15 protein-coding genes and 5 pseudogenes are annotated in these 21,069 nt (G+C 59.0%); 10 read left to right on the plus strand and 10 right to left on the minus strand.

Annotation, left to right across the window (positions count from 1 at the left end; genetic code table 11):
• Nucleotides 1-1,404: 1,404 nt before the first annotated feature.
• From KIP88_RS38855 to KIP88_RS38870, 4 genes and pseudogenes are all read left to right on the plus strand, one after another.
• A pseudogene (locus KIP88_RS38855) lies at nt 1,405-1,991 on the plus strand (transposase); the annotation flags it as partial.
• A 106-nt stretch (nt 1,992-2,097) separates the two neighbouring features.
• Nucleotides 2,098-2,433, plus strand: a complete 336-nt coding sequence (speD, locus tag KIP88_RS38860) for an adenosylmethionine decarboxylase (RefSeq protein WP_249791354.1) — start codon at nt 2,098-2,100, stop codon at nt 2,431-2,433.
• 295 nt (nt 2,434-2,728) lie between these two features.
• A complete protein-coding gene (locus KIP88_RS38865; protein WP_214493441.1) occupies nt 2,729-3,376 on the plus strand; it encodes a J domain-containing protein in 648 nt (215 codons plus the stop codon).
• Between the two features lie 190 nt (nt 3,377-3,566).
• Complete coding sequence (locus tag KIP88_RS38870) at nt 3,567-4,607, plus strand: IS110 family transposase (RefSeq protein ID WP_214493442.1); 1,041 nt, start codon at nt 3,567-3,569, stop codon at nt 4,605-4,607.
• Nucleotides 4,608-5,713: 1,106 nt separating this feature from the next.
• On the opposite strand, the pseudogene KIP88_RS48670 reads toward KIP88_RS38870, so the two are convergent.
• From KIP88_RS48670 to KIP88_RS38890, 4 genes and pseudogenes are all read right to left on the minus strand, one after another.
• Nucleotides 5,714-5,923: pseudogene (locus tag KIP88_RS48670) on the minus strand (type II toxin-antitoxin system RelE/ParE family toxin); the annotation flags it as partial.
• A gap of 137 nt (nt 5,924-6,060) precedes the next feature.
• Nucleotides 6,061-6,375, minus strand: a pseudogene (locus KIP88_RS38880) (DUF736 domain-containing protein); the annotation flags it as partial.
• 114 nt (nt 6,376-6,489) lie between these two features.
• Complete coding sequence (locus KIP88_RS48675) at nt 6,490-6,768, minus strand: IS3 family transposase (RefSeq protein WP_213290051.1); 279 nt, start codon at nt 6,766-6,768, stop codon at nt 6,490-6,492.
• Nucleotides 6,768-6,983 carry a hypothetical protein gene (locus KIP88_RS38890; RefSeq protein WP_249791352.1) on the minus strand — a complete coding sequence of 72 codons (216 nt, stop codon included), beginning with the start codon at nt 6,981-6,983 and terminating at the stop codon, nt 6,768-6,770. Before KIP88_RS38890 ends, KIP88_RS48675 begins: the two co-directional genes overlap by 1 nt.
• A 1,126-nt stretch (nt 6,984-8,109) precedes the next feature.
• On the opposite strand from KIP88_RS38890, the gene KIP88_RS48680 reads away from it, so the two are divergent.
• From KIP88_RS48680 to KIP88_RS38905, 3 genes and pseudogenes are all read left to right on the plus strand, one after another.
• On the plus strand, nt 8,110-8,445 hold the full coding sequence (locus tag KIP88_RS48680; protein WP_249727267.1) for a site-specific integrase: 336 nt from the start codon (nt 8,110-8,112) through the stop codon (nt 8,443-8,445).
• Nucleotides 8,442-9,276, plus strand: a pseudogene (locus tag KIP88_RS48685) (tyrosine-type recombinase/integrase). Before KIP88_RS48680 ends, KIP88_RS48685 begins: the two are co-directional and overlap by 4 nt.
• A gap of 66 nt (nt 9,277-9,342) precedes the next feature.
• Nucleotides 9,343-9,685 (plus strand): annotated as a pseudogene (locus KIP88_RS38905) (transposase); the annotation flags it as partial.
• 149 nt (nt 9,686-9,834) lie between these two features.
• Here the strand turns inward: KIP88_RS38905 and KIP88_RS38910 are convergent.
• Together KIP88_RS38910 and KIP88_RS38915 are read right to left on the minus strand one after the other, a co-directional pair.
• On the minus strand, nt 9,835-11,178 hold the full coding sequence (locus KIP88_RS38910) for a UDP-glucose/GDP-mannose dehydrogenase family protein (RefSeq protein WP_108522689.1): 1,344 nt from the start codon (nt 11,176-11,178) through the stop codon (nt 9,835-9,837).
• Nucleotides 11,178-12,263 (minus strand): NAD-dependent epimerase/dehydratase family protein, encoded by a 1,086-nt coding sequence (locus tag KIP88_RS38915; RefSeq protein ID WP_214493443.1) that lies wholly within the window; start codon nt 12,261-12,263, stop codon nt 11,178-11,180. Before KIP88_RS38915 ends, KIP88_RS38910 begins: the two co-directional genes overlap by 1 nt.
• Nucleotides 12,264-13,635: 1,372 nt before the next feature.
• Between KIP88_RS38915 and KIP88_RS38920 the strand changes: the two genes are divergently transcribed.
• Entirely contained in the window at nt 13,636-14,862 is a 1,227-nt protein-coding gene (locus KIP88_RS38920) for a class I SAM-dependent methyltransferase (protein WP_213256850.1), read from the plus strand.
• A 254-nt stretch (nt 14,863-15,116) separates the two neighbouring features.
• On the plus strand, nt 15,117-16,430 hold the full coding sequence (locus KIP88_RS38925) for a DUF4910 domain-containing protein (RefSeq protein WP_108522692.1): 1,314 nt from the start codon (nt 15,117-15,119) through the stop codon (nt 16,428-16,430).
• Between the two features lie 447 nt (nt 16,431-16,877).
• Here KIP88_RS38925 and KIP88_RS38930 read toward each other — a convergent pair whose 3' ends face one another.
• Genes KIP88_RS38930 through KIP88_RS38945 form a run of 4 tightly spaced genes read right to left on the minus strand, consistent with a single transcriptional unit; the run spans nt 16,878 to nt 19,649 of the window.
• Nucleotides 16,878-17,819 (minus strand): NAD(P)-dependent oxidoreductase, encoded by a 942-nt coding sequence (locus tag KIP88_RS38930; protein WP_214493444.1) that lies wholly within the window; start codon nt 17,817-17,819, stop codon nt 16,878-16,880.
• Between the two features lie 35 nt (nt 17,820-17,854).
• Nucleotides 17,855-18,610, minus strand: a complete 756-nt coding sequence (locus KIP88_RS38935) for a GDP-mannose 4,6-dehydratase (protein WP_214493445.1) — start codon at nt 18,608-18,610, stop codon at nt 17,855-17,857.
• Nucleotides 18,607-19,386, minus strand: a complete 780-nt coding sequence (gene rfbF / locus KIP88_RS38940) for a glucose-1-phosphate cytidylyltransferase (RefSeq protein ID WP_213256854.1) — start codon at nt 19,384-19,386, stop codon at nt 18,607-18,609. The genes KIP88_RS38935 and rfbF overlap by 4 nt, the downstream gene beginning before the upstream one ends.
• Nucleotides 19,386-19,649: a hypothetical protein gene (locus KIP88_RS38945; protein WP_108522697.1), complete on the minus strand. Its 264-nt coding sequence runs from the start codon at nt 19,647-19,649 to the stop codon at nt 19,386-19,388. Before KIP88_RS38945 ends, rfbF begins: the two co-directional genes overlap by 1 nt.
• Nucleotides 19,650-20,784: 1,135 nt before the next feature.
• On the opposite strand from KIP88_RS38945, the gene KIP88_RS38950 reads away from it, so the two are divergent.
• The coding region (locus KIP88_RS38950; protein WP_214493446.1) for a DUF736 domain-containing protein at nt 20,785-21,069 on the plus strand (285 nt) is incomplete at its 3' end.

Raw genomic sequence — 21,069 nt, forward strand, 5'->3', positions numbered from 1 at the left:
TTACCGTTTTCCACGAGGCCGGCGTTGTTTGTATAGCCGCCGAAGGGCAGTCGTTAAGCGCTCAAACGTGTTGACGCTCTTGGCTATAACGAGAGCTATGGGCGGCGTAACGAGTCGTGGGCGTGCAGAACCATCCACCGGGAGGTCCTTGGTCTGCTGATGTTCGCAGTCGTCCGCCTTGGTGCACACGAAAACGCGCTCAGAAACGTTTGCTGTGAACGGCAGGCGACGTCCAGTCTACCCGAAAGGGCGTACCGATACGGTTTCCGAACCGGAATTGAATTGCGGATGGCGCCTTCGCTTAGCCTCCACGAGACGCATGCTCGGTAACTCCCTTTCCTAGAGCAGAACCGATGCGAAGAATGTTGCAGCAAAGCCACTTAGCACTACGGCGAAGCCGGAGCCGGACTGTTATTATCACGCGGGTATTCGTGGTAAATTGGAAGACGCTGATGATGAGCCTTTCCTGCGCGTGTCGCGTTGCGTGATTGATCGCTCGTGGCGATTTTCCCACGAGCGGACTTCGACAACGCGCGGCATAGCAGGTGCGATTCCTGTGCGGGTAGACGGGTCTAGGGTCCAGGCCGGCTCCGCTCGTCGGTAATATCCATTGGCGTTCACCGTTTCCCAAGAGCCTCGATAGGTGAGATCGAAATTCTGTCCAGGCGAACAAAAGTCTCCTTCTACTGCTGCAGCGAAAAAGGCGACTTCCTGCTGCGCAGCATACTGTCGGACGCTACAGCGAGATTGTCAGCTTCAAGACCATTGTCCACAACCTGACGCATGAACCCGGTACGAAGTAACTGGAGACCCCTCAATTTCCAAGCGGCACGCTGCTTGCTTCAGTCGCGGTGCTATCACCGATGCCAGCTTGAAGGCGCTCGGTTGTGGATCGGGAAAGCGCCGCGGAGTGTTTGATGCGATCTGGAGTTCGTTTTTGGGGAGCGACAACGATTGCGCTGGCGGCAAGCGGTGCAGCCAATTCGGCGGACCTTGAGCCAGCAGTACAACTGCCATCGGCCCTGTGGAGCTGGTCCGGAGGATATATTGGCGGGCACGTAGGCGTTGGTTACGGCCAAAAATCCTTCAGTAATCCCTACGGTCCGTCAGTCTATGGCGGCGGCGTCGATACTCCTGTGTTCCTGGCAGGCGGCCAGATCGGCTACAACTGGCAGAAGAATAGCTGGGTGTTTGGCCTCAAACTCGATGCCAGCGGTGCTGTCTCCAACGGCACAGATGCCTGCCTCGCAGCCTCCGGCACAGTAATGAGCGCAAACTGCAAGGCAAGTCCAAACGTCTTTGTCCCCGGGGCCGGTCGCCTCGGTTACGCTTTTGGCGCGGAGGGCCACACGCTGGCCTACCTCAAGGGAGGCGTGGCTTGGCAAAGCAATCAAGGCGACGGCATCAATAACAACGAGTTTGGCCGATGTCGGCGACGGCGCGCTCGACTTCTACAAGGCGCTCGACGAGGTCTTTCCCGGCACACGCCACCAGCGATGCTGGGTGCACAAGACTGTGAACGTCCAGGACAAGATCCACTCTCTGTGCAGGCCACCATGAAGAAGGATTTGCGCAAGGTCTATTGGGCGCGAACCGAGCGTCCGCCGAAGCGGCGATTGACGTCTTCGCCGAGAAGTATTGGGCCAAGCACGGCCGGGCGATCGAATGCCTGGTCAACGACCGCGACGCACTGCTGGCCTTCTACGATTTTCTTGCCGAACATTGGGATCACTTGCGCACCACCACCAATCTCATCGAGAGCGTATTCGCCACGGGGCGATACAGGACCGTGCGGACGAAGGGCTCCTTGTCGCCAACCAACGCCAGGCCGATGGTGTTCAAGCTGGTGATCGCCGCATCAAGGACTTTGGCGGCGGCGGCTCAACAGCACAAATCAGTCGCCGAAGGTCGTCGCAGTTGTCAGTTTCAAGGACGGCATTGCGGGCATCCAAGTGCCGGCAAACCAAGCGCCTGATCACCTCGTCGCCTAAATCCCGAATAGCTCAGCTATTGGGCCGATAATTCAATGGAGATTTCTTAATGACTATTGATAATGAGAGGGAAGCCCCACCGGCTCTGTCGACCGGTGCGACGCATATGCTCATCGAGCTATGGGGAGCGAAGAACCTCGACGATCCGGCCATTGCGGAAGACGCAATCCGAAAAGCCGTCCGCGCGGCGAGTGCGACATTACTCCACCTTCACGTTCATAAGTTTTGTCCGGGTCACGGCGTCTCCGCAATAGCCTTGTTGGCTGAATCGCACATTACCCTACATACTTGGCCTGAGAGGTCCTACGCGGCCGCTGATATTTTCGTATGTGGCGACAGCGATCCTGCGAGCGCCGTGCCAGTTCTAGTTGAGGCCTTTCAGCCCGAAAAGTCTGACGTTCGCAGCTTCCGGAGAGGTGTGTCAATCAAGCCGACGCGTTGAAGCAGATGATCGATCTCATTGGAATAGCCGATCATGTTTCCGACCGCCCGGGTGAGGTTATCGAGCTCACTGCCGCAATCGAAAAACATCTTGGGCTAACCTCTAGTATGAAAGCTTCACCGCGAGGCTTTCGGGTGTGAAAGCTTCACGCAACTTGTTTATGATAACATCTTTGGTGCTCATGGCGGCGGCGGGCATAATTTGGCATCCGCTTTCCGTCAATGGCGTAGTCGAAGGAGAGGTATTCGCAATGTCAGGACTTGAAGCGTTTAGTATTGCGTAGTCAAAGTCAGCCATGCCGATCGATTCATCAAAATTCTTCGACTCCATTCGCATCAAGCCTACCAAGGTGAGTGCGAAGCGCAAGGCGCAGGCGGGTCAGGAGGCCGTCACCTGCGAATGGGCGGGCTGCCAGAACAAGGGCTCGCACCGCGTGCGGAAGGGGCGCGAGAACGCGCGCGAGTACTGGCACTTCTGTCTCGACCATGTCCGTGAGTACAACCAGTCCTACAATTTCCAGGGCATGAATCCGGAAGCGGTTGCGCGCTACCAGAAGGATGCGCTGACCGGCCATCGCCCGACCTGGAAGATGGGCGCCAACACCAGCGCCAAGCGCGGCAAGGGCAACGTCGAGGAAGACCTCGGCGGAGCCGCCGATCCCTTCAACGTGTTTGCCGAACTCAACGGCCGCGCCGGCTGGCGGCCTGGCCCCGGCGCGCAGGGCAAGCGCGAGACCCGCACGGTGATGAACGCCGAGCGCAAGGCGCTGCAGGTGATGGGGCTCACCGCCGAAGCCACGCTCGGGGACGTCAAGGCCAAGTACAAGGCGCTGGTGAAGCAGCACCATCCCGACGCCAATGGCGGCGACCGCTCCGGCGAAGACCGCCTGATCGAGATCATCAATGCGTACAACTATCTGAAGACCGTGGTGCGCGAGGCGTAGCGCCCCGCGCGTCAGACCCGTAGATGGGGTAACGGGCCCGGTCTGCCTTCCAAGCAAGCCGCGCTTGCTACGGCGCTGTTGAGTGCGCGCTTCGCGCGGCTTGCTTGGAAGGCGGGCGGTCGTCCCTCACATGGATGGTGTTACGGAGTCGAGGGTTGGACCTCGCTCCAAGCATCAAGGAGAGACGACCATGGAGCATTATGCAGGAATCGACGTGTCTTTGGAATGCTCGAGCGTGTGCGTTGTGGATGGGAACGGCAAGATCGTCCGGGAAGGCAAGGCGGCAAGTGAGCCGGCGGCGCTGATTGGCTGGTTCAGCTCACTCGGGCTTGGGCTGACCCGGATCGGGCTGGAAGCTGGGCCGCTGTCGCAATGGCTGCACGGGGCACTGAAGCAGGCTGGGCTCGCGGTTGAGCTACTGGAGACGCGGCACGTGCACGATGCGTTCAAGGCGATGCCGGTGAAGTCGGACCGCAATGACGCACGGGGGATCGCGCAATTGATGCGGCTGGGCTGGTTCCGGCCGGTGCACTGCAAGTCGATAAATGCCCAGGAAGTACGTGCCGTGCTGACGGCGCGCAAGCTGGTCCAGAGCAAGCTTCTGGATGTCGAGAATAGTCTACGCGGGATCCTGCGGGGCTTTGGGCTGAAGGTTGGCAAGACGACGGGAACAGATTTTGCCGGACGGATCAACGAGTTGGTAAAGGGGCATCCGAACCTGGAAGTGATCGCAGAAGCGCTGCTGCGGGTTCGCAGCGCCCTGCTCAGTGAGTTCAAAGCCTTCGAGAAGCGGGCCTGCAAGATGTCGCGGATGGATGCCAAAGCCAGGTTGTTGATGTCGACGCCTGCGGTGGGACCGATCATCTCGCTGACCTATGCCTCGGCGATCGACGATCCCGCGCGGTTCACATCCTCCAAGAAGGCCGGGTCGCATTTCGGGCTGACGCCGAAGAAGCACCAGTCCGGCGAGACCGACCGATCGGGACGGATCAGCAAGATCGGGGACGCCTCCGTGCGCGAGGCGCTCTACCAGGCCGCTCACCTCATGCTGACCAAGCCGATCAAGGGATGTTCGCAGCTCAAGAGCTGGGCGATGCGGATTGCCAAACGTGCCGGCATGAACAAGGCCAAGGTCGCGCTGGCGCGTAAGCTCGCCGTGATCATGCATCGCATGCTCAAGGACGGCGCGCCTTTCAATCCGCTCGCCAAGACAAACGCTGCAACGACTTAAGGAGGAACAACAAGGTTTTCGGGCGGGTCACGACACCAGCCTTCCCGAAGCGAAGTCCCTTCGCCGGGACGATGGATCAGGTCAGGCCGTCATCCGGGATGTCGACACATCGAACGATGTGATCACGCTTTCCGTAGATTGGCCGACCTATCCTCTTACGAACCTCATCAGGCGACGGCCTTGCGCCGATCCCGTACAGAAGCAAGTTCCCGGCGAGCGGATGACGTAAAAGGGATTGACTAATCGAGGCCCGTTACAGAAGCCCGGATGAAGCGCAAGCGTAATCCGGGCGTCTCTCTCGCAGATAGATTAACCGTTCCCGGACTACGCTTCGCTCCATCCGGGCTACGATGTCATCCGTTAAGAAGCCGATTCAAGAGGTGACCGGTCGCTGGGCGGCTGCGATGAGGGCGGTCAGGAAAGGCACCAAAGAGCCCTCAGCCAAGCGAGGATGCGGCGGAAGTTGTGGCCGATGGCGGAGAGGATGTTCTTCACGGACGACTCAATAAATGAGTCGACTAGAAAATGCACTTATTCAATGTGCTTCCTCAGTCGGATGAGCGAGTATCGCATCAAGATCACCCATCTTGCCATCCTCAAATCGGAGCGTTGCACGCAAGCAGACTTGCTTGCGCGCACTGAACGCAGCACGACTGGAAGTACGCACCTGTTAAGTGGGACAATGACGAATTGATACTCTTTGAGATAATCGAATCCATTGCAGATGCGCATAACTCCACTGGAACGAACCAGTCAGACGCATGAGAAATCCCCAACTTGCCAAGAATGAGGGAACCAATCCGTCCGAAGCTGGCGCGATTTGCCCGCGGCGTATAGCGCCGACTCTCACTCGTTCGGCGTTGCGGGGCCTCTCGCAGATCGGTCGAACCCTAAAGTAGAGGCAGACCTTCCCCCGATTTAGATTACTGAAGGTTATCGTAGTCTGACTGCGACCTGGACATCCAATTCAAGAAAAAGAGATCCAGCTCCGGTCGCAGGATTACTGCATGGAGCCGGCCCCAATCGTCATTGGTAAGTTCGTCGGGCCACATCTGCGCGCCGTGAAGCACGCAATAGATGCGAACAGTATCACCGTCGACCAGGTAGGCCGCGACATAAGTGTGCGCGGGATGACCAACTCGCGCGTGCCAGCGACGCGCCCCGGGCCGGCCACTGTCAGGAAAGTCGAGCAGGCGCCGCGCGGCATCGGCAATCTGTTCATCAACATGAACCGCTGCACGGGGATTCTCGGCTTCGATGTAGCTGAAAATGCCATCGAGATCGGACAGCGCGAATCGCGACCAGACGAGTTCCACCGTTCATGCTCCGCCACTTTTTCGAAGCGCAGCGGTACGGCGTTGCGCGAAATGTGCTTCGACCTCGGAATCATCGAGATCGGGCCGGGTATCCGCCAGTGCCTGGCGCACCTCCGCACGGATACCGTGCCCTCGTCGCCTTCGAAGAGGTTGGCGTAGATGGGCGCGGTGAGGGACGGATCGTCGAGCCTAACCGAGTAGTAGGTGCGGTTGTCCTTCGAGGTCCGGCGCCAGGCGGCACCGATCTCGACCCCGGAGACGATCACGCGCAGGTCTGGCGCCTTGTCGCTGGCGGAGGCGGGATCGCTGGGGACGAGGCGCGCCTTGGCGTTGATCGCAAGCGTCTTGATGATGCCGGTGTAGGTGCGATCGTTGCTGCGGGTGAACGAACCGATCTGGGCCGTGGTTGTCATTCGGCCTGCAATATTGACCCCTAGAACGGCTGATCGCATAACCAACCACACGGCGCAACCACGCGTCGAGAATGACGGCTACATAGACGAAGCCGACTGCGTTCGCGACGTAGGTAATGTCGACGACCCGCAGTTGGTCGGGCCCATTAACGGTCATGTCCTTCGCACGATTGGGATACATCGGCTGGTCGTGATCGCTATCGGTCGTTGCGACATGGTGGCGACAGACCTCGGCTGGAGACCATGCTCGCGCATGAGGTGCTTGATTTTCTTGCGATTGACGATCATCCACCGCTGCCGCAAGGCCGCGCGCACGCGCCGCCACCCGAAGCATTCGAACTCCTCGCAAATCGCCGCCATCGCTGCGACGATCGCGGTGTCATCGGTCGTCGCCGGCAAGGCCTCGTAATACGTCGAGCCGGCAATCCCCATCAGCTGGCATCCTTCCGCGATGGAAGGCCCGACGGGCCGACAATCACGGATGTAGGCGCACTTTTCGGCCGCGGTCTGCTGTTCATAGCGGCAGCTATCCGCGCCTCGTACTGCCCGACCAGGTCGGCCGCGACGGCGGCCTCATCGAGGGCGCCGGCCTCGAACTTCTGGACCCAAATGCGGATCAGATTACGCGACAGATCGTAGCGGTTCACCAGACCGTGCAAGGTCTCGCCGGCGAGAAACTCTTGCGCGACCTGACGTTTGAACTCCAGGCTGTGAATTCGATGCTTGGCAATGGGCTTCCGTCCTTCAAAAGCCCGGCATAGCGGTCAAACCTTAAATTCAACCCTGTCCGGGTCCAGGGGCCTACTCCAATGAGGGGGCAAGTTTGGGAGCGGATTAACGGCCTGATATCTCCAGGACTGCGCATTCAACTCGTAAAGCCCTGGTTCAAGCTTGACGCGTGTTGCAGTGAGCATCATCCATTGGTCGTACCCAAAAATGGGATCATCCTTTCAAGAATTTCGGCTCCGTGAAGTTTGATTTTCCAGGTGAGCGCGTCGTCGAAGCTGGGCCATGTCGGTGAACGGTGTCCTGGTCGACCGCAATCCTGATCGGAGACCCGTTGATCGAAACCCAGCCGACCAATACGTTTCCGTCCCACTCCACGCCACTAATTTTCTCGCTCGTCATCGTTCAATCTATCTCCAGGTCGGAGTTTCATCGAAAAAACGCTCCGTCAAGTGACTGTCGACGGCCAGAGTCATTGAGCATGTGAGTAGCGCCGAACTCGTCCGTGGGCGTGTTCCAACACAGCACTGCCGCTGGCCTCTCAGGACAGTGTTTAAAGCCGGCCACTTGTCGACCCAGGATCGATACGAGACGGTGTGCGTAGAATTTGGGACAAAGAACGTGTGGCATAAACCGCGAATTCGCGTAAGAAAAAACATTATTGAGTTCAGGCGAATTGCTTGCGCAAAGTATCGCGCCCGCCAGCACCTTTCGATTTCCAGTGGCATGGAGAAATCCCGCTAGCGCCAAGGCGCTGGAGCGAGCTTCCGTTTCCCACTTGCGGACGTTTGCCGACGCGTAGACAGTCTTCAGGTCGTCGTCCGTGAAATATCCCGAAGCGATTGAATGGCAATAGAAATGGCAGGAATTCCTGCGATTGGATTTGCCGGAAATTGGGGCTCCGGGGTCGATTTTCTTGCGAATTGAGGTTGGGGATTGAACGAAGCCGCTGGCGCGGCATTTGAGGAGAGGTAGCAACGGTCGTCGCCTCCTGTCTGAGAGGATCGAGGGTTTTCAGAGCCCAACCCTTCAGACAGGAGGTTTCCGATGGCCCAGGTGAGCCCTCTCCGCCGACGCATGATCGAGGACATGACGGTCCGCAATTTGTCGCCGGCGACGCAGGGATCGTATCTCAACGCGGTATCGAAGTTCAGCCGGTATTTTGGTCGATCCCCCGATCATCTGGGCTTGGGGGATGTTCATGCGTTCCAGGTTCATCTGGTGGCGACGGGGATATCATGGCCGGCACTTAACCAGATCGTCTGTGCGTTGCGGTTTTTCTACGGCGTGACGTTAGGCCACAGCACGATCCCAGAGCGCATCGCCTATGCGCGGGAGCCTCGCAAACTGCCGGTCGTACTGAAAGTGCCGACGAGGTGGTGAGCTTTCTGGAGGCGGTCCCGAGCCTAAAGAGCCGCATAGCGTTGACGACAGTCTATGCCACCGGACTACGCGTGTCGGAGGTGGTTTTCCTCGCGGATATCGACAGCCAGCGGATGGTGATCCGGGTCGAACAAGGCAAAGGCGGCCGGGACCATTACTTGATGCTCTCGCCGCAGCTTCTGAAGATTCTAAGGGCCTATTGGCGGCTAACCCGACCGACACGCTGGCTATTTCCCGGCCGCGACAGTGAGCGGCCGCTTGATGCGACCGTGCTGCACGCGGCGTGCCGCTCGGCTCACATTGCAGCCGGTCTGAACAAGCGCGTTTGCACACACTACGGCACAGTTTTGCGACCCATCTTCTGGAGAACGGCGCCGACATTCGTGTCATCCAGGTTCTGCTTGGCCATGCCAGCCTGCAAAGCACGGCGCGCTACGCCCAGGTTGCCACCAAAACCATCAGCCAGACCTCGAGTCCGCTTGACCGGCTGCGATTGGAGATCCACGTCCACTGCGTCGTGCCGGGCGGCGGCCTCTCGCCCGATGGCGCGCGCTGGATCGCCAGCCGACCGAACTTCTTCCTGGCCGTCAAACCATTGTCCAGACTATTTCGCACACTTTTCTCAAACGTCTGTCCGCAGCCTTCAACTCCGGTGCCTTTCTTCGGCGATCTCGGAGCTCTGGCCGAGCCGGATGCCTTGCGGCCCACCTCGACGCCATGCGACGCATCAACTGGGTTGTGTACGCCAAGCGGCCCTTCGGCGGACCCGCCCAGGTCCTGGCCTATCTCGGCCGCTACACCCATCGCGTCGAGTTGGGCCGGTTCTGTTGAAAAAGACTGCTGTTGCAACGCAGGGGTATCAATGATTCAGTCTGTCCAATTGCAGGACTGAAGATCATGATGGGACATCGGCAAGTCGAACAGGCTGTGTTGTTCTCTGAGTTCTCGCTCGAGACATATCCCCGCCGACCACCTGCTGCGGTCGATCGACCGGTTTGTCGACCTTGAACAGGTCAGGCGGGACTTGGCGCCCTTCTACAGCGGCATCGGTCGACCTTCGATCGATCCCGAACTGATGATCCGGATGCTCTTGATCGGTTACTGCTTCGGCATCCGATTGGAGCGGCGGCTGTGCGTAGGTCCACCTCAATCTGGCTTACCGGTGGTTCTGCCGGCTCGGTTTGGATGGCGCGGTGCCGGATCACTCGACGTTCTCCAGAACCGGCATGGCCGCTTCCGGCAGAGGCGGAATCCCGTCGCCAGGCCGCGGGCGCACGCCGAACCTTTCGGCGCAGAAGATGCGTGGAAGAAAGCGGCGATCGACGCCGCTAGGTTCGAGGCTGAGGAAAGCTCTCGATATGGGTGTCAGTTCGAAGATCATGGCCCGACTCAGTTCAGGCGGCGGCCAATGGTTAGGTAGTCCGCGGGGGCCACATCGGCTGGATTGATCAGTCGACGCGCGTCGAACACCGTTTTGCCGGCGACTCGCAACGAGGTGAGTTCGCCGTATTCCTGTGTCCGAGTCGCGATGATGACGATCTCGGCCCATTCGACTTCGCGCCGCCAGTCAGACGAGAACTGAATACGGTTCGCGGCGATTCCGATGGCGAGCTTGAAGTTCTCCGTCGCGAGCGGATCGTAACACCTGACATCCGCTTCGGCCCGCAGAAGATCGCGAGCGATCTTGATCGAGGCGGATTCTCGCACGTCGTCGGTATTCGGTTTGAAGGAGAGGCCGAGAACGAGGGTTCGTCGGCCGGACAACGCTCCGAGCTTCCGCTCGAGGGTAGAGACGATCTGGCCCGGCTGCGCGGCGTTCACGTCGAGAACGGCATTCAGCATATTCATCGGGAGGCCAAGGCTCTCGCCTTGGCTGCGCAGCGCCTGTACGTCCTTTGGAAAGCAGGACCCGCCGAATCCGCAGCCCGGAACGAGATAAGTCAGGATCTGTGGAGCAAGGCGGCCCAGGGGAGTGATCGGCGACCACCGTTTGTCGAGATAGACGCCGCGCATGACGTCGAGGACGTCGACACCTCCCACCGCAGTGCAGAGGTTTGCCATCTCGTTCGCGATGGAGATCTGGGTGGCCAGAATTGCATTGTTGGCGTACTTGATCATTTCGGCCGTGCGGGTGTTCACCCGCACTTTGTCGCAGTTCCACGGAGCGTAGAGTTCCTCGAGCCGCGCCAGCGTCCTCTCATCCTCCTGACCGATCACGATGCGATCGGGCTCCATAAAATCCTCGATCGCCTCTCCTTCGCGAAGAAACTCCGGGTTCATACCCAAGCCGAATGCCCCGAGCTTCTTCCCGGACGAGTGCTCAAGCTCTTCCCGCACTATCGTGTCCGTTGTTCCTGGGATGACGGTGCTCTTCACGACGACTGATAGGTGATGAGGAGTAGTCGCGAGATAAGCGCCAATCTGGCGAGCGCACTGCCGGACGGCGCTGAGGTCGATCGCGCCGTTCTTCGACGGCGTGCCGACAGCGATCAGGGCGATTTCCGCTGTCTCGATCGGGGCGTGTAGATCGGTGGTCGCCCGAAAGCGGGCCGATGCAAGCACTGACTTGAGCAGTTCAGGGAGACCGCGCTCATGGATATGCGGCACGCCGTCGTTAAGCTGAGCGACGACATCCTTCCGCAGATCGACGCACGTCACGTCGTGTCCCTTCACCGCGAGGCACACGCCCGAGACGAGACCCACATAACCGGACCCGACAACTGTGACGCGCATCACGCCCTCAACTCGTCGCGTAGAAAGGACAGGTAGCGGCGCACGCCCTCATTTACGAGGACCTTGGGAGCGTACCCGAGAATGTGCCGCGCCTTCTTGATCACGGGGCGGCGTCGGTTTGGATTATCGACAAGATACTCTGAGTCGGAACTCCTCTCGAAGACGACCGCGCCGCGGCGCCCGAAAACCTCCAGCGAGGCCTGCTGATAGATCTCGGCAAGGTTGTGGACGGAGATCTCCGGCCCGTCGATCCCGATGTTGAAGTAATCGTATTTCCCATGCAGGAGGCAGAGGATATAGCCTGTGATCGCGTCGGAGACGTAGCAAAAAGTCCGGGTCGGGCTGCCGTCGGAAAAAATGACAATGTCTTCTCGATTGATCACGCATCGCGCGAAATCGGCCGGGAGCCGACGGTCGTCGATGCGCATACCAGGCCCATAGTTATTGAAGGGGCGGGCGACGGTGACAGGCATGCCATACGTCTTCGAGAAGACGTAGCACATCGTCTCGCCGAAACGCTTCGATTCGTCGTAGCAGGCCCGCGGGCCCAGGCACGCGACATTGCCGCGGTATTCCTCGTCAGTCGGGATCGCCGTCTCAGCCGGATCGCCGTAGATTTCGCTGCTCGAAAAGAACAACAGCCCTTTGAGCCGATCCGAACTCCGATAGGATTCGAGCAGCCGCCGCAATCCCCAGATGTTAGCGTCAATGGTCTCGACCGGATACTGACGATAGAACGTCGGCGAAGCGATCGAGGCCATATGGATGACGTAGTCCGCTGCGTCAGCGCCGTCGACCATTCGAAGGTCATCACTGGCGATGTTGAACGTATGCGTTTTGAGCACGTCCGGAAACTCCGCACTCAGATCGGTCAGCCAGCGCGGCCGATGCAGCAGCAAACTGTCGAGCGCGATGATCCGCTTCAGACCGAGTTCGGATGCCTTTCGCGTGAAGTACTGGAGGAAGTAATATCCAAGGAAGCCCGCGCAGCCTGTGACCAGGACCGTTGCCCCCGCGAAGCATCCTCGCGGCAAGGCCGCATGGATTTGCTCGATATCTTCTTTGACGATGAGGCTGATTGTCACGTAGCGCTCCGAACGAAAGGCTGGGCGTTGTTGGCGTGAACCCAAGGGCCTCGACCGGAGACCCAGAGTTCTTCGAGCTGATCCGTGTCATGTTGCGTATCCATACAAGCCCAGAAGCCGGCGTGACGACATACGCGCAAGCCAGTGGCCCGGCGCGATCGGTGAAGGGCGCATTCTCCAGCACGAGATCGGCGTGATTTAAAAGGTAGTTCAAGAGTGACCGACGGAAGAAAAAAGTACCCGCCGTTGAACCGGCTGGAGCCCTGCTTGGGCTTTTCGGAGTGCTCTCTCCGTGGTCCAAAAACGTCCATTGTGGTTGCTCCTGCGATGTGAGGTTTCCGGGCTTGTTGAAAAGCGGACCTTGCGTTTGACCGGCCGTTTCATCCGACCGGCCGACGTTTATCATCGACAGGCAACATGCTTCCGTCATCTAGATCAATTACCGGCTCTGGTAGTTGACCGGAGCACAGCATTTGGCATGCCCACCATGGAAGAGAAGACAGGCGCCGATTTTGCTGCAAACCACGTCGGCGCAAACCAGCCCGCCAACCTGATTAGAGGCGCAAAACTCTAGTTCTGAGTGGTCCAAACTTCGGTCTCGCTGCACGCCAATGATAGACTCTACCAATTTTGGGAGGAGATTGCGGAGCTCAGGCCAGTTAGAAGGATCTCGAGGCCCGTTGGAATGAGGCTCGTCGACGAAGCTGGCAAGAAGAGACCTATGGCAGGAGACGACCACTTTGCAAACGGAACGTCAGTCTTCCTGGATCGGACCTTGCTCGCTCTGTCCGCCGTAACCACCGCAGTCTCGCTTGGCTGCAATACTACAGCAGTTTCGGTTTCAATCCCGGCAGGTAGCGATATCGCAGTGCTTCGCATGGCGAACGTCACGTTCACCATAGCGCTGAGCTGGATTTGCAGCTTCCTCGTGGTCCGGGGGCCCCTGGACGGCGGGCTGGCTGCATGCCGCGGTGCTATCGGCAGGAATCGGCAGGCTCGCATTGGTCAACCCTTACCTCTAGCTGCTCGCCCCAGCTACTCCGCGCTAACGTCTCAATCACTCATGAGGCTACTGGCCGACCGGCCGGGGCGCATCCGCCGGGTGTTGGGGCGGGTCCTGGTCGGCGTTGGCGGCTGGTGCTGCTTCACGGTCAGGCCGACACCGCGGCGGCCATTGCCCTCGTCGTTACGCTCTATGTCGTCCTTTGTGCCGAAAATCGCTGCAGTACCACATTCAATCCGTCGCCCCACGAGGAGCTGTTTATTTCGATGATCCGATGGCGGACTTTTCATGGCCTTTTCCATCAACGGATTTGTCCACACGCGACTCGACGCATCCGCATCTTGATGCGGACGTCAAGGGACTAGACTTATGAAGTGCCGGAATTGCCAGACGCAATTGCAACACGTGGTCCTTGATCTGGGACACGCGCCGCCATCGAACGCCTATCTTTCGGAAGCGCAGCTCCACGAACCGGAGAGAACCTTTCCGCTCAAGATCTTTGTCTGTCACGCGTGCTGGCTCGTACAGACTGAAGATCACACCGCCGCCGACGAATTGTTCTCCAGCGACTACGCATACTTCTCCTCGACGTCGCAGAGCTGGCTGAAACATGCCAGGACCTATTGCGAAAAGATCGCCGAGATGCTGCATCTGACCCGAGACAGTTTTGTCGTCGAGGTCGCCTCCAATGACGGATATCTCCTCAAAAATTTTGTAACGATGGGCGTACCATGCCTGGGCATCGAGCCGACCGCCGGCACGGCCGATGCTGCCGAGCAGATTGGCGTGCCGGTGCTTCGTGAATTCTTTGGCGCAGCCACCGCTACGAGGCTGGCGGCAGGCGGGCAGCAAGCAGACCTGATCTGCGGCAACAACGTCTATGCCCATGTGCCTGACATCAATGACTTCACGTTGGGCCTGCGTATTCTACTCAAGCAGGGAGGTACGGTGAACCTGGAGTTCCAGCATCTCAAGAACATGATTGTACAGAACCAGTTCGACACGGCTTATCATGAGCACTTCTCGTACCTGTCGCTGACGGCGGTTATCCAACTCTTCGAAAAGGCCGGTCTGCGGGTCTTCGACCTTGAGGAGCTCCCGACGCATGGCGGTTCCTTGCGCATCTATGGCTGCAACAAGGATGATCCGCGCAAAACAACGGCAGCGGTCACGGCCATGTTGGCGGAGGAGACAAGGCTGGGGCTGCAAGACCTCGGTTTGTACCTTGCATTCCAGCAAAAGGCGGACCAGGTAAAGAACAACTTCCTAGCTTTCCTGATCGAGCAGAAGCTCGCCGGCAGATCGGTCGCCGCGTATGGCGCGGCTGCCAAAGGCAATACATTGATGAACTATGCCGGCTTGAAACACGACCTGATTAGCTTTGTCTGCGACGCGGCAGCCTCGAAACAGAACAAGTTCATGCCCGGCAGCCACATTCCGATCCTTCACCCAGCAGAACTCGCGAAGCGAAAGCCAGATTGGGTGGTGATCCTGCCCTGGAACATCGCTGCCGAGGTGATGCAGCAGCATGAGCAGACTAGGAGGTGGGGCGGCAATTTTGTCATTGCGGTTCCCGAACTGAAGGTTCTGACATGAAGGTCTTGCTGACCGGCGCGATCGGTTTCATCGGGCGGCAGACGAACATGATGGTCATGTACCCCCTTCCCGCTTGGCACTTTGTGGGACGTCTGATGATATCGAATACGTCGAAGGTTTGTCGGGTGGCTTCCGCTTCGACGATCCGATGTTTTCTATGACTCGGCCTGAACCGGTGACAATGTTTTCGCCCAAAGATGGGGCCCGACCATCGCTCGCAGATCGCGAGCTGTAGTGACCCCGGCAGAAACGAGATGCCAATGAAGCTCGACGTAAGGGAAATTGAGAGGAAGCCTGCGATTGACCTGTATCAACTGGTCTGCGAGCTGTTTCCAATCAACCGCAGTCAAACCGGCTCAGGAGTTCGCAAGACCCTGAGCATCATCGCCCGCCATATTGATCTCGAAATCAATGAAGTCCGAACGGGAACTTCTGTTTTCGACTGGCACGTTCCGATGGAATGGAATATTCGCCACGGGTCGATCTCCACGGTGGGCGGAAAATGCTTGGTCGACTTCGCCAGCAACAATCTTCATGTTCTTGGATATAGCAGGCCGGTGCAGGGCGTGTTCACGCGTGCCGAACTCGCGCGGCACATCCACACGCTGCCTGATCAGCCAGATCTTATTCCATACAGGACTGGCTATTACGCCGACGATTGGGGCTTCTGCCTGCCTCATAATCTCTGGCAGACCATGAATGATGACGTCTATCATGTCGAGATTGACAGCGATATCTCGGCTGGTTCACTGACGTTTGGTGAGTGTTTCGTTCCCGGCGAGACGCCGAACGAAGTGTTGCTCAGCACCCATGTCTGTCACCCCAGCCTCGCAAATGACAATCTTTCGGGAATCGCAGTCATGACCGCTCTGGCCATGCGGCAGGCGCGCCAAAAACGACGGCTAGGATATCGATTTCTTTTCCTTCCAGCGACGATCGGCGCCATCACCTGGCTCGCCCGCAACGAGCCGGTATTGGCTAACATCAAGTATGGCCTCGTGCTGACGTGTTTGGGTGATGGCGGGCAATTTCACTATAAGCAGAGCCGCAAGGGGGCGACGATCGATCGGGCCGTGGCACATGTCCTCAGGCATTCCAGCCTCCGCCATGAAATACTGCCGTTCGCCCCCTACGGATATGATGAGCGGCAGTTTTGTTCGCCTGCATTCGATCTGCCGGTAGGCTGCCTTATGCGCGGTGTACATGGTGCTTTCCCCGAATACCATACGTCGGCAGACAATCTGGATTTCGTGAAGCCGGAGGCCCTCGATCAATCTTACTCGGTAATAGAGACGGTCTTGGACTTACTTGATGCGGACTGCACGTATGAGCGCGTCGACGGTCGATGCGAGCCTCAGCTTGGAAGACGCGATCTCTATAGAACGATCGCTGGGCAACGCGAGGCGGGCGGCGCCACGCAGATGGACCTGTTATGGTTGCTCAACCTCGCGGATGGCGACCATAGCCTGTTGGACATGGCGATGCGGGCCGACGTACCCTTTGCTCGGCTTGAGTCCGCCGCGCGGGTCGCACTGGACGCAGGGCTTGTCCACGCACGTTCCGAGTGATCGAAGCGGGTCGAATGATACACCATCACGCCGCGAGTTCATCTTGCCGGTGATCGGCTCGGTGGCGTTGTGGATAGGTGTCCGGGCCGCCGACGTAGCGCCGTCTCGGAGTTTTTCCGCCTGGATGGCGACGAAGACATTCTTTGTCGACTTGGCCGACGGCCTATGCTTTGCCTGTGCAGATTCTACGCAATACCTGATCGAGCATGCTCGAAACCCGATGTCGAAGCCTATCTGGGCCCGGCGGCCCCCTATGCAAGTCCTGTTCGAGCTGTCGCGATTGCGGAACCTGAACCCGGCGTTTTGCGAGGTTTCCTCTTATGATGATGCGCTTGGAAACGCGCGCCGCGTGGCGACACGCAAGCCGCAGCCCGCGATCACTATCGGCACGAGGCCCACAGGAACCACGCGTTCGTGGTAACCGAGCAAAGGGTGACGGCCCGGCGGTCATGCCGCGGGTCGGGATCGATACCATTCCACTGTACGGCGCAGGCCCGCGTACAGCGTTGTCGACGGGTTCCAGCCGATCAATTTGCGGGAAGTGGCAACATCGGCTTTCAGTACCCGCTCGAGCGGTCGATCGGGAACTGCCCCGAACAGCGGTTCGGGCGCACCGGGAATCAATGCTCTTAGCTGCTGTACAATCTCCCGGATCGTGCACACCTCGCCCCATCCAAGATCTATCACACGGCCCTCGGCGCCAGATGCGTGGGCGCACACTATAAGGCCATCGACCACGTCATCGACGTAGATCCAATCAACCGGCCGGACGCCGCTGCTCAGCTTGGCACGCTCGCCGCGCAAAAAGGTGGTGATAACGTAGGGGACCAGCTTCGTGAGGTCCGCCTGCGCCGGGCCGTAAACCATGGCGATCTTCGCGATGACGACCTCGGTCTGATACAGCGCCTCGAACATCCGAGCATACGCCGACGTAGCCCCTTTTGCCGCGGCATAGGGCGAGGAAGGTATGTGATCGGGGTTATGCGGCTCTTCAACGGAGCCCGCGAACACGATCCGGCCGGCGCCGCTTTCAGCGGTGACCAGGAGCAGATTGAATGCGGTGAGGAAGTTGTTTTGCAGGATCGGCAGCACCATTTCGAAACTGCGCGAACCCGTCACCAGACCAGCGAGGTGATAGGTCGTGTCAGGCCGGACAGTCCGGATCAGTTCTCGCGTTGCCTGCAGATCGACCAGATTGACGTTCCACCAACAGATAGCGGTGGCGCGTCGGGCATTGCTGACATCTCCGCCAATCGATTTCCACCAGGCCGGTACGTCGGCCGGTGGCTGGCGCGAGACCGCGTGTAATTCGACGCCCAAGCCCGTGAGCCTCTTGCAAAGCTGGGATCCAATGAAGCCTCGTGCGCCAGTCACCAATACCTTTTCCATAGCCGCATCCTAATGGCAGAAATTGCTATGGCGCATCAGGTCGGACGATGAACACGGCGAATTGCCGTAGACACCCCGGCGGCCGATCGCCACAAGTCAAAGAGCTCGGCACGAAGCTCGGACGGATCCTGGAGATCGGCCTCGATCTGCATCACGGCGTCGCCACGGGCATGCTTATCGTCGACGAGAACCGATCGCTGAGCCCCGACATTCTTGCTAAGGCGGATGGCGCTTACGCAGGACTCCATGCCCGCGAATTCTGTCCAAGTCAGACCACTTGAACCGTCAGCGCTGAACACGGGCTCAATTGTGCCGAGCCCCGCCTTCGTTTCGCTCAGACGGCAAATCCGACCGTTCTCTCGATCGCACCGGATCCATTCACGGTTCTCGTAGCACTTGTCGGAGGTGACGGTGAGTACCGCGCGGACCGAATCCATCTGCCGACCGGCCTGCAACAGATGCGCCGTTCCCATGACATTTGCGCGATAGGTCTCGGATGGATTGGCATGGGAATAGGGTAGCAATGGTTGTGCCGCGATGTGGGTAACGATATCGGGCGCAGCGCTACGAAGCGTGCCGACCAAATGATTGCAGTTGGTCACGTCGCCCAGAATCGGCCCCATGCCGGCCAGGCGAGCGATTTCAAAAAGGCTGGGCGTCGCGGATGGCGGCGTCAGCGCGTACCCGGTCACCGTGACGTCGAGACGTTGCAGCCAAAGCGCGAGCCTTGAGCCTTTGAAATCCGCGTACCCTATGAGAAAGATGCGCATGCTCGCCTGGAAGCTGCTCATTTTTCCCACACCTTCCACGGAGCGTTGCCCTCAATCCAGAGCGCTTCGAGGAACGTCTTGTCACGCAGAGTATCCATGGGCTGCCAGAAGCCGTGGTGCTGGTAAGCCGAAAGCTGTTGCTGCTCGGCCAAGGTCGTGAGCGGCTCGTGCTCCCAAACAGTGGAGTCATCCACCAGCAGGTCAAATACTTTCGGGGAGAGCACGAAGAAGCCACCATTGATCATTTCCCCATCACCCCAAGGTTTTTCCTTGAAGCTGGCAACACGGTGATCACTACAAATTTTGAAGGCGCCGAAACGGCTAGGCGGATAGGTCGCGGTTAGAGTGGCGAGCGTACCCTGGCGACGGTGGAAGGCGATCGATGCGGATATGTCGATGTCTCCCACACCATCGCCATAGGTCAAGCAGAAGGCGTCCTCATCCGTCAGGTAATTAGCAACTCGCTTGAGCCGACCACCCGTCATGGTCTTCTCGCCGGTATCGACGAGCGTCACCTTCCAAGGTTCGGCATGATGCTGGTGGACTTGCATACGGTTTTTCGTCATGTCGACGGTGACATCCGACACGTGCAGGAAGTAGTTGGCGATGTATTCCTTGATCAGATAACCCTTATAGCCACAGCAGATCACGAAATCGTTGATGCCATAGTGCGAGTAGATTTTGAGGATGTGCCACAGAATCGGCTTGCCGCCGATCTCGATCATGGGCTTGGGCCGAAGGTGGGTTTCCTCGGAGATTCGGGATCCGAGGCCGCCCGCGAGGATCACAGCTTTCACTACTGGCTCCACTTCCGGCCATCCGGCCGTTGTCGCCCGAGTTCACGGCAGGATTGCTCCGCCAGCGCGACGGGGCGTACGGGCTTGAACAGAAACTGCCGAGCATGTGGAGACCTCCCGTCGAGGACGGGGAGATCGAACGTAGCGGCGGCGACGTAGTTCGCCTGCCCAGCTCCAAAGGAAGCCATGACATCGTTGTCCAACTCGTTGATGAGGTCTCGAAACGGAAGAAGGCCAGCATCGGGGGCTGAGGTGTCGTTCATGTATGGCTCCTGCCTGTTTCCTTCATTCCAATTCGCAGGCCCGGGGATAAATGCGCTGCGCAGGCCGACAACGCGTCCAGTCGGTAGCCGCCCTCCTGTACGATGCAGATCGGCTTGCCGATCGCGGCCAATGCCAAGCCGATTTCTCGGTAGACGTCTGGCGGAAGCGTCCAGCCGCCATGCGGATCACCGATTGCTCAAAGCTTGTCTCGCTTGCTGCCATCTTCATTCCCTGCTGCGAACGATCTAATCCAATCTAAGAGAGGACTAAGTGCGCCTAAATGCGGCGGCGTGACAGAATACTGACGTGGATGCTCTGCTTCCGTTGAATCTTCTTTGGCCAAGCTCTGCCTCATTCGGGCGGCTCACGAGTTGATCTGGCTGAGACCTGCCACGATTGAGTCCACGATGTGCTCGCCTACGTCGGCGAATTGGAATCATGAGATGCTCAGTCCAGAGGGCGGACGATTGACAGGCCAATGCGCGAGGCCTTTGGGCCTGCGGCTGCGATCACACTGAACAGTCCATCATGCTATCTCCAAGAGAAATTATACTGGATCGAGCCTGCGCACGCGGCATTTCTGCGACCGGCGAATCGGCGCATCAAGTTCGTTTGCGAGAGCGGACCCTTGGTTGATGTTATATGCCGAAGTCTTTGCATGTGATGCTCGCGCCACGTGGTGTTCGATCGGCCCAACGTTCACCAATAATTGCCGTGTCTTTCATTTGGATCAATCACTAGCGTTGGTAGTTGACGGCAGCGACGCATTAATCGCGTCGGCTGATGGCCGACATGCGCACTGTGCCGACCTGACGCTGTGAAGAGGACCAGAGGTCATCATGCCATGCGAGCCCGACGGGAGCGGGTGGTTCTCCAGGCGTGCCGTGATGCTCTACGACCGACGGGCCTTGCTGGGCGGACCCGAGATGTGGTCTGCGACCCGGCCTGTTCCCCGCAATAACGTGCCGGCGATCTTCTTCCCCGCGGCTGCGCCGCTCCTCGCGCAGCAACAAGATCGCCGCACGCCGTCCTCCGCATGCGCGGCGGCCTGACGGTGCGGGTCGGCCGTCCCGGGGCTCAAGATCGCCACAAGGCCGCGATGGTCGCAGGCTTTCACAGCACAGGAGATCCACCATGTCCCAGATCGGTTCGTTCACCCGCAGCAACGATGGCACCTACACCGGCATCATCAAGACGCTTGCGATCAACGCCAAGGCGCGCCTCGTCCCCAGCGAGCCCGCCTCCACCAGCGACAAGGCGCCAGACCTGCGCGTGATCGTCTCCGGGGTCGAGATCGGTGCCGCCTGGCGCCGGACCTCGAAGGACAACCGCACCTACTACTCGGTTAACCTCGACGATCCGTCCCTCACCGCGCCCGTCTACGCCAACCTCTTCGAAGGCGACGATGGCGAGTTTGCG

Origin of the sequence: Bradyrhizobium sp. SRL28, from assembly GCF_018596315.1 — a bacterium.
Lineage (GTDB): Bacteria > Pseudomonadota > Alphaproteobacteria > Rhizobiales > Xanthobacteraceae > Bradyrhizobium.